At 48.5% G+C, this 8,999-nt stretch carries 9 protein-coding genes; 1 reads left to right on the top strand and 8 read right to left on the bottom strand.

Going from position 1 to position 8,999, the window contains the following annotated elements; all coding sequences use genetic code 11:
• Positions 1 to 294, top strand: a 294-nt coding sequence (locus tag EDD73_RS14230; protein ID WP_165876547.1) for an ATP-binding protein, incomplete at its 5' end; no start/stop codon positions are given.
• A gap of 335 nt (positions 295 to 629) precedes the next feature.
• Here the strand turns inward: EDD73_RS14230 and EDD73_RS14225 are convergent.
• From EDD73_RS14225 to mutS, 8 genes are all read right to left on the bottom strand, one after another.
• Positions 630 to 800 carry an aspartyl-phosphate phosphatase Spo0E family protein gene (locus EDD73_RS14225; RefSeq protein WP_131921046.1) on the bottom strand — a complete coding sequence of 57 codons (171 nt, stop codon included), beginning with the start codon at positions 798 to 800 and terminating at the stop codon, positions 630 to 632.
• 199 nt (positions 801 to 999) lie between these two features.
• Entirely contained in the window at positions 1,000 to 1,806 is an 807-nt protein-coding gene (locus EDD73_RS14220; RefSeq protein WP_131921044.1) for a hypothetical protein, read from the bottom strand.
• Between the two features lie 61 nt (positions 1,807 to 1,867).
• Positions 1,868 to 3,187, bottom strand: a complete 1,320-nt coding sequence (locus tag EDD73_RS14215) for a hypothetical protein (RefSeq protein ID WP_131921042.1) — start codon at positions 3,185 to 3,187, stop codon at positions 1,868 to 1,870.
• A gap of 148 nt (positions 3,188 to 3,335) precedes the next feature.
• Positions 3,336 to 3,572 carry an RNA chaperone Hfq gene (gene hfq, locus EDD73_RS14210; protein ID WP_131921040.1) on the bottom strand — a complete coding sequence of 79 codons (237 nt, stop codon included), beginning with the start codon at positions 3,570 to 3,572 and terminating at the stop codon, positions 3,336 to 3,338.
• The gene (gene miaA, locus EDD73_RS14205) at positions 3,565 to 4,575 is read right to left on the bottom strand and encodes a tRNA (adenosine(37)-N6)-dimethylallyltransferase MiaA (RefSeq protein WP_243116946.1); all 1,011 of its coding nucleotides are present in this window, start codon (positions 4,573 to 4,575) and stop codon (positions 3,565 to 3,567) included. Before miaA ends, hfq begins: the two co-directional genes overlap by 8 nt.
• Positions 4,572 to 5,405, bottom strand: a complete 834-nt coding sequence (locus tag EDD73_RS14200; RefSeq protein ID WP_165876546.1) for a class I SAM-dependent methyltransferase — start codon at positions 5,403 to 5,405, stop codon at positions 4,572 to 4,574. Before EDD73_RS14200 ends, miaA begins: the two co-directional genes overlap by 4 nt.
• Complete coding sequence (gene mutL / locus EDD73_RS14195) at positions 5,392 to 7,317, bottom strand: DNA mismatch repair endonuclease MutL (protein WP_131921036.1); 1,926 nt, start codon at positions 7,315 to 7,317, stop codon at positions 5,392 to 5,394. Before mutL ends, EDD73_RS14200 begins: the two co-directional genes overlap by 14 nt.
• Positions 7,308 to 8,942 (bottom strand): DNA mismatch repair protein MutS, encoded by a 1,635-nt coding sequence (gene mutS / locus EDD73_RS14190; RefSeq protein WP_131921033.1) that lies wholly within the window; start codon positions 8,940 to 8,942, stop codon positions 7,308 to 7,310. The genes mutL and mutS overlap by 10 nt, the downstream gene beginning before the upstream one ends.
• Positions 8,943 to 8,999: the final 57 nt, after the last annotated feature.

Here is an 8,999-nt window from a genome sequence, read left to right as displayed (position 1 = left end):
GTTGACCTGCTGATTCTCGATGAATGGCTATTAAAGCCATTAACGACCGATCAGGCCATGGATCTGTTTGAGATCATCGAAGCTCGAACGCGAAAAGGCGCGATGATTTTCAGTACTCAATTTGATCCCGGAGGATGGTATGATCGCATCGGAACGCCAGAAGATGGTACTGTATCGGAGGCCATCATTGACCGAATTAAGCACAATGCGTACGAAATACTCATCGACGGAAAAATATCCATGCGTGAGCGCCACGGCTTAAACGCCAATAAGTCGGGAGGTGCAAACGGGTGAACCATTTTTAAGAAATTAAGCTAGGCTACATCAGCGGAAGTCTTGTCGTTGTTGCTGCAAGACTTCCGTTGGCAAGCAGAACTTCTGAAATCCCCTCATCCTCACTCTTTTCAACAAGCATGTTATCCACATTATCCACAGCCTCGTAGATGATGGTGCAAAAGTGTGCCACCAAAAGGTCATCGTAAGGATAGATGGCTCTCGTTCCGTGAACATGGCTCTATTTTCCCGTGAAGGTGGCTCTGTTTTTCCGTTAAAGTGGCTCTTTCACGCCGAAATACTCATAAAGTAGGATTCATCCTGGTGCTCTTGTTTCCGGCATCAAAAACATCCCATCAGTTGGTGTAGTTGTGATGCTGTGTTTCACGCATAAACCGTACGATTAATTCATCAAGTTCGACAGATAAACGATATACTTCGTCCCATCCTAGTCCAATGCGGTCAGCGTTAATCATTTTTTCTCTTTTTTGTTCAATCCTTTGAACAAGTGGAAGATCGTTAACCATGACAAATCCTCCTCAATCCATGATAGGACAAGATATTCAACATTTTTCACCAAAATCCTCCTGGTCGGTAAAAATAATCTACCTCTGCCATCGTTATACTGGCGTTTAGTTCACGTTATAAATCGCGTCTATGAAAATAAAAAAAGCGACCACGTTAGTAAAACGTAATCGCTTGGAACTGGAACCGCATCGGAATAAGTTAGACCGAACCTTGTTGATGCAATGTCTTTGGTTGAGGATGGGAACCTTTTGCCGCTGCATTATGCAAACAGTGTCGTTCTTGACCATCAAAATATAAAAATATCGGGATGCTAATCTTTTTTGCACTCATTGCAGCAACTAAGCTTCGAACGGAATCCATTTCTTCCCGTCCCGGGCGTACATAATCTTCTTCCGGTCGAAACGTCAGCGATGCCGATTGCCCGCCTAGCAACGATACCCATGTGGCTAATTGCTCTGCTTCCCCTTCCTGTAAACGCAGCTCCGCAAGGCGCCGAACCGCTAAGGCAATGATCTCACCGTCAACGCCAAGGATCGCCAGTGCCAGGCGTCCACGACCCAAACGTTCTACCAGTTCAGCCGCTTCCGTAATCGTTGCTCCGCCCCAGTCTTGCTCATCAAGCAAATCATCAAAGGAAAAATCCCATTCCGTCAAAACACGTGTAACAAGTACATCACGTTGTAACGAAAAGAACCGAACAGCTGTAAAAAATACAACGAGCAAAAGACTGAATGATCCTGCAAGGAAGAATCTTCCTTGCAGAGAAATAACGGTTTCAGCGATAAGTGCAGCTTCTCCTACCAACAAATCTGCAGCCATATAAAATAAGACAAACATACCCGTGCCTAAGATAAGTGCAGATGCCGTGAACCAGGCTGGATTACGACGAACATAGGCGTTTTGGAGCATCGTAGCAGCCAACTGGTCGCTGAAGTGCCACAAACCGGCACCTAAAACGAACCAGATCAGCATTTCAGCCAAGTGATGCCAAGGGAAAAGACTCATGTTCACCATCTCCCAACCTTGTTACGGATTACTCTTGGTTAGGAATTTTCGACATCGAGCGTTAAATCCCTGGTTTTTTAGGAGAAAATATTTGAATTTTGCCTTTTAAATCTCCTACAAATAACCTTCCGTCGGTACCTACCGATAACGATGCACAGCCATCAGGAACATCCCATTCCGTCACTTTTTTACCGGACTCATGCCACACTTCCACTTTATCATCAGAACCAATAAAAACATACCCGGCCAGATCATACGCTAAGCATCGAACTTTCGGGACCGGTCCAAGTTGACCGAGCACTTCTCCCGATCGTTCCACTTGATAAACCAGCCCGTTTTTACTGGCAATCAACATCTGGCGATCATCACACCATGTTACGGCTACCGGCAAATAAAGCGGAATCGTCTGCATCACCTTTCCGGCCTCATCAAGGATCTCGATCCCGCCACCGGAACGATTGCTTCGGATTACGCCTCCTTCCGGTGTAATGGACAACCAAAGCGTTGATGGCGTGAAATTACGCGGTAGCGGTCGCTCCTGCTCGGGAGATTCGATATTGCTCCAGTAACTCATTCCTTCGATTCCCGTCGACAAGGCAATCGCTTTACGTTGTGGCCCTTGCAATACTCCTACCCAACGCCGTTGGATACGTTTACCGTTGGATATTCCCCATCGTTCCGGTGTTTTGCGCCATATTACTTCCCCTCGGTTATCAAGGCCCAACAAAGTGCCCTGTTCCGGTATGTTGACGATAAATTGTTCATCCTTGAGGGCCACCACGTGAACAGCAAGATTATCATCATCATTGCTACCGTCGGCCGAGTCGACAACTGTCCAGAAGCCGGTAGAAAGGCCTCCATTTTCCCAGGCCGGCGGTGCCTCTGCAGGTGGTCCTTCCGCAGGTGGTCCTTCGCTCCTTGTAGTAACATCCAAAGCTTGCTCTACTGATGAAGGTTGCTGATCTACCGTCTCAACAATCGAAGCTTCCTCGACATTCTGAACCCTATTCTCACGGTTGATCCATGAAAAAGTTTGGGCAAATCCCATCGTTGCTTCACCTAATGGTATTTTTCCTGTATAAAACAGCACAGCGCCACCGGCAACTATCAGCAAAGCCAAGATAAATCCACTGATCCGTAACCAACGTCGCGACGCTTGGCGCCTTTTTTTACGCGGTTCGCAAGGTGGAAGTGAAGGCGTGATATCTGCAGGGCGCTCAAAACCGGAAACGATGGAACGATCGTCAAGCCTTCTTAGCATTTCTTCTTCGTCTTCATCAGAATATAAATCCGCGGAAAATATATCTGCATCTGTATCTGTACCTATCTCTATATCTGTATCTGTTCCTTTTTCTTTTTCTAATTGCTCATTGTCTTCCATGCCTATGCCTCCTTCCAGTAATTTATTACCATAGTTAAATTCGCCAATAACCTTTATTTTCCTTCCAGGGAACAAAAAAACCTCCGACATTCATCGGAGGTTCAGTGCCTTACTATCTATTGTTCCATTATTCCCTACATTGGACAGCTTACGCCTTGTTCGCATCCATATTTAAGGCTACCGCACGAGCGGGGATAATCGTTGAAATCGCATGCTTATACACCATTTGCTGACGATTCTCCACATCCAGAAAAACAGTGAAACTATCGAAACCTTTGACAACACCTTTAATTTGGAAACCGTTAACCAGAAAAATAGTAACGTGCATATTTTCTTTGCGAACTTGATTCAAAAAAGAATCCTGTAAATTCAACATTTTATTCATCATCGTCCCCTCCATCGGTCTTTCTTTCGTCGCGTTTCCTCATCGCTACAAGCTCATCAATTGCCGTACAAATCGTTTCAACCCGCTCCTCAGGCGATAGGACATCGACCGCTAGCCAGCGCAACCGATGATCACGGCGAAACCATGTGAGTTGTCGTTTAGCAAAATGACGAGTATCCCGTTGTAGTAATGTAAGGGCTTGTTCAAGATCATAAGATCCCTGCAGATAACCAATCATCTGCCGATAGCCAAGACCTTGCATCGAAGTCAATGCCGGAGAATAACCGCGTGCCAACAGCGCTTGTACTTCATCCACTAATCCTGATTCTACCATATATCTGGCGCGTTGGTCAATGCGACGATATAAGGTCGCTCGTTCCATCGTTAAGGCAAAAGCGGCCAGATGATACTTGGGCTGCTCAATCTGATCAGCATAAGCAAATTCACTTTGTCGCTTACCGGTTAAGCGATAGACCTCGATGGCACGAATGATGCGTTTGCGATCATTGAGATGAATCCGTTGGGCCGCTACTGGATCGATAACCGCTAATTCATCATGAAGCACGGCAAGGCCGAGTTGATCAGCCTTTGTTTCTAACTCTTGTCGCAAATTAGGATCCTTGGCATCCTCAGCAAACTCATAATGATCAATCACCGACCGCACATACAGTCCGGTCCCCCCCACCAGAATCGGTAACTTGCCACGGGCCACAATCTCCGGAATCAGTGTTGTTACTTGCTTTTGAAACTCCGCCACACTATAAGGTTCATCCGGGTTGATGATATCGATCAGATGATGAGGTATGCCCCCGCGCTCTTCCCAAGGCAATTTTGCAGTTCCAATGTCCATCCCACGATAGACCTGCATCGAATCGCCTGAGATGATCTCACCACCGACTTTTTGCGCTACCGCAATTGCTGTATCCGATTTTCCGACGGCTGTCGGTCCAACGATGACTATCAGTGGGTTAAGTTTTTCTTCGGGTATGGTGATCGTTGTCATCGCACGCTGAAACCTCCCGCTGACCAAATCCCATATTGAACCGGTGCATAAGAACTGCCTAAAAGACGCTCCGGTTGTAATCGTTGCCATTCTTTGCTGACGGTTCGTTCTTTAATGACTACAGCACGGCGTGCTACTCGCCGGGCCAATTCAATGGTTGTATGAGCGATCGGACGCATATCGGCCCATGGACGCAGGCCTGCTAACCCAGAAGAGTGCACATTGGGCGCGCGAAACATCGGATCAAAATAGACAACATCAAAAGATTGCTTTGGTAACAAAGCAAGCATGCGTTGATGATCACCAGGATAAACGGCGATACGTTTCATTAAGTCTTGGACCTCCGGCGTAAAACCACCGAGACCACTGCGTAGACCTTCCGCCACAATAAAGGCGATCAGAGGATTACTTTCAATGCCGACAACCACACCCTTTTCCCCTACCGCCATTTGCGCCACGATCGCATCGGCACCTAACCCGATGGTGCAGTCCAGAATCTGATCACCGGGCCGAATGGCCATCGCCTCAATCAAAGCATCACGCTGGCCTTGCAAAAGATTTTTTACACGCAGTTTCGCCATATTCGGATGAAAGAAAAAGGTTTCTCCCTTACCTTTGATGATCCAGCGATGTTGTTCACGAATTAACAACCAGTCACATTGCGCCTGCTCATAGATGGTCGCCAAGGGTTTTCCGTCGCGGGGCCAGAAAGGAATGCCGAGTTTTTGCGCAACTTGCGCCGCTTGAAGTTCTAATCCTGCTTTTTCCGTTGATGTTGTCACTGCCAGGGATTGCAACTCACTCACCCATTCCTTACTAGGTTCGCCCAAAACGTCGCTCCAAATCCTGCCGTTGAATGCGCAAGAGATAAGGGCGGCCATGGGGACAAGTATCTACACCATCCAAACGCGCTAATTCTTGCAGCAGGGCCATCATTTCTGCATGAGTCATCGATTGGCCGGCTTTAACGGCCCCTTGGCAAGCTAAGCTGGCCACGACATGACTGCGTACATCACCGGTACTGTCTTGCTTGCGCCGTTCTAAAAAATCACCTAACCACAGCGTTTCCCGGCCCGGCGGCAAATCAACAGGTACCGCACGAATCAAAACAGTATAACCGCCAAAATATTCAATAATTACGCCGGCATCACGCAAGCTTGGCAAGGCATCCATCAAACACTCAAATTCTTCCGGCGTAAGTGTCACATTAACCGGCAATAAAAGTTCTTGACTGGCTTGTTCCTGTTTTGCCTTGGCCATCAATTGATGATGTAACACCCGTTCATGTGCCGCATGTTGATCGATCAAAAAAAGCGTGTCACCAGCTTCTGCTACGATATAGGAGCGGCGAAATTGTCCAATCGGCACCCAAGCCGCAATATGGTGAGCTTGCCAAAGGGCCGGTTGTTCCTCCACTGAAGGCTCATCGTCCACTGGTGAGGAACAAGCCAAAAGGGCCTCCTCAACTTTGACTGACAGTTCATTTGGGCCCACCGATGCATGTTCTGTTCGCCTGGCTTCGATCTGGTTCCCCGCAAAAGCACGATTACCGGAGCCGTAGTTCATCCTGGGAGATGCCATTCCGGTACCTCTTGAACCTGAAATGTAAGGTGCTGAGATTGATCTCGGACTTGTATAAGGTAAAGGTACAGGATTCTCGGCAATCACTTCGCTACCGGTCACGTTATCTTTTTCATCCTGCTCAGGGGCTTCTATATGCTGTTTCTCTTCCCAATAGGGAATCGACAAACTCCGCTTCCCCAGCACATGGCGTATGGCTTCCGTCAATACCGGTAGCCACGTTTCTTCACCATCGAGTTTAACTTCCATCTTGGTGGGATGAACATTGATATCGACTCCGCCCGGCGGAAACGTAAGGTGTAATACAAAAACAGGAAAACGGTTGCTCATCAAATGACCGCTATAGGCCGCTTCCACCGCTTGCGACAACCGCTTGGATCGTATCCATCGCCGGTTTACATACCACGTTTGATAAGCCCGATTCGCCCGGCTTAACGATGGTTGCCCGATAAAGCCATGGAGCGTCCAACCTTGTTCGGCCGTCCATTCCACAGGTAACAAGTGGCGAAGCATATCGCGTCCAAAAACAGCAGCGATCGCTTCTTCCACCTTACCGCGTCCCGGTGTCTGCAAAGTGATCTGCCCACCTTGCATCAATTGAAAGGCAACATCGGGGTGAGCAATCGCCAAGCGCCCAATCACTTCCGCGCAAGCCGTTCCTTCTGACGAAGCAGAGCGGAGAAATTTACGACGAGCCGGTGTATTAAAGAAAAGATCTTCTACGGTCACCGTCGTACCGATGGGCGCCCCGGTGGGTGGAAAATCTTGTTTGACGCCTCCTTCGACAACGACCCGCGTCGCTTCAGCATCCACACTGCGCCGGGTGATGATCTCCATCCTCGATATAGAAGCGATGGAAGGCAATGCTTCCCCGCGAAAGCCCAGGCTGTCAATTGACCAGAGATCATCGGCACGGGTAATTTTACTGGTCGCGTGCCGTTCCACCGATAAAAGGGCATCTTCCGGCGCCATTCCCACCCCATCATCAACGACCTGAATCTGCCGCCGCCCTCCCTCAATCAAACGAATGGTAATCCGTTTAGCTTGGGCGTCCAAGGCATTTTCAACGAGTTCTTTGACAACCGAAACGGGTCGTTCCACTACTTCGCCTGCCGCAATCTGATTGGCCGTATGTGTGTCCAGAACATGAATCAATCCCACGAGCCATCACCTTGCTTGATCTTTTTCTGTGCTTTGGCAATCCAAGTAAGCGCTTCTAACGGGGTCATGCGATTGATATCGAGCCGCGTTAACTGATTCACCAAACGTTCACTGACGGCCGTTTTGCCGCTTTTTTTCACTGGTTCACCGTTCGGGTAAAACAACGCCAGTTGATCAACTTCCCCGCCAACAGCAGACTCCATAAGCATCATTGGCGATACCACTGGTTCCGTCAGGGCAATCTCTGCCGACGGTGCATCACCGATCGTCGAAGCTGTTGACTTTTTTCCTTGTTCAAGCGTACTTAAGATTTCATGGGCACGGCGGATAACCGACGATGGCAATCCGGCAAGCCGGGCCACTTGGATTCCATAGCTTTTATCAACACCGCCAGGGCGGATCTGATGTAAAAATACAATCGTATCATCGGATTCACGAATCGCCACATTATAACAAGCTGCTCGTTCCAAGGTAGATTCTAATTGGACTAATTCATGATAATGAGTGGCAAAAAGCGCCCGAGCGCCCATCCGGTGTACTGCCTCCGCTACAGACCAAGCAATCGCCATGCCATCGTAGGTGCTTGTCCCCCGTCCCACTTCATCGAGGATCAATAAACTACGCTCAGTGGCATGATGCAAGATATGGGCGACTTCCGTCATTTCCACCATAAACGTACTTTGACCGCTGGCCAGATCATCGGAGGCTCCCACGCGCGTAAATATCCGATCAGCCAATCCGATGATCGCCCGGTTGGCGGGAACAAAGGAGCCAATCTGCGCCATCAAGACGATCAAAGCAACTTGACGCATATAAGTACTTTTTCCAGCCATGTTCGGCCCTGTAATCAGAAGCAACGATTGCTTTTCATCAAAACGTGTATCATTAGGTACAAACACACCGGGGCCAACGGAAGCCTCCACCACCGGATGGCGGCCTCCCTCAATGAGCAGTGTCGTTCCCTCATGTACCTCAGGACGAACATAACCCCGTTCTACCGCAATATGGGCCATCGACAGCCATACATCTAACTCTGCCACCTGATGCGCTGTTTTTTGCAATGTCGTAAGTACTTGCACAATCCGCCCGCGCAATTCCACAAACGCTTGATACTCTAACTGTTTTAGTTTTTCTTCGGCGCCAATAATCGTTTCTTCATACTTCTTGAGTTCCGGCGTAATAAAACGTTCGCCGTTAGCCAGGGTTTGCTTGCGGATATAGTCAGCAGGCACATTGTCGAGTTGTGCCCGTGAAACCTCAATATAGTAGCCAAAAACACGGGTAAAGCCCACTTTTAAAGAACGAATACCGGTACGATCGCGCTCACGCTGCTCAATAAAAGTCAGCCATTCTTTCCCCGATCCGGCAACTTGACGCAATTCATCGATCTCTGCACTGTAACCGCTGCGAATCACACCACCGTCACGCACCGAAAGGGGCGGCGCATCGACCAAGACCGCACGAATATCGCTTTCTACCGACGTCAAGGGATCAATTTGTTGACCCATTGTCGCTAAAGGATGACCTGATCCGATCAATCGTTCCTTTACTGCCGGCAACAGGGCCAGCGAATCGGCTAAACTTAAGAGAGTCTGTCTAAAAACCTCCGCATCCCAAGGGTCGATTCATAAAACTCAGTATTCAATGGTATTTTGTGCCATTTAAAGGTATTTTGGCTTCGC

Source organism: Heliophilum fasciatum, assembly GCF_004341395.1.
GTDB classification, from domain to species: Bacteria; Bacillota; Desulfitobacteriia; order Heliobacteriales; family Heliobacteriaceae; genus Heliophilum; species Heliophilum fasciatum.
The sequence above is the reverse complement of the archived record's forward strand: the minus strand, read 5'-3'. Positions and strand labels throughout refer to the sequence as shown.

Coding starts and splice junctions, on each gene's coding strand:
- EDD73_RS14225 (WP_131921046.1), bottom strand. CDS start 800: ATGGTTAACGATCTTCCACTTGTTCAAAGGATTGAACAAAAAAGAGAA.
- EDD73_RS14220 (WP_131921044.1), bottom strand. CDS start 1,806: ATGAGTCTTTTCCCTTGGCATCACTTGGCTGAAATGCTGATCTGGTTC.
- EDD73_RS14215 (WP_131921042.1), bottom strand. CDS start 3,187: ATGGAAGACAATGAGCAATTAGAAAAAGAAAAAGGAACAGATACAGAT.
- hfq (WP_131921040.1), bottom strand. CDS start 3,572: ATGAATAAAATGTTGAATTTACAGGATTCTTTTTTGAATCAAGTTCGC.
- miaA (WP_243116946.1), bottom strand. CDS start 4,575: ATGACAACGATCACCATACCCGAAGAAAAACTTAACCCACTGATAGTC.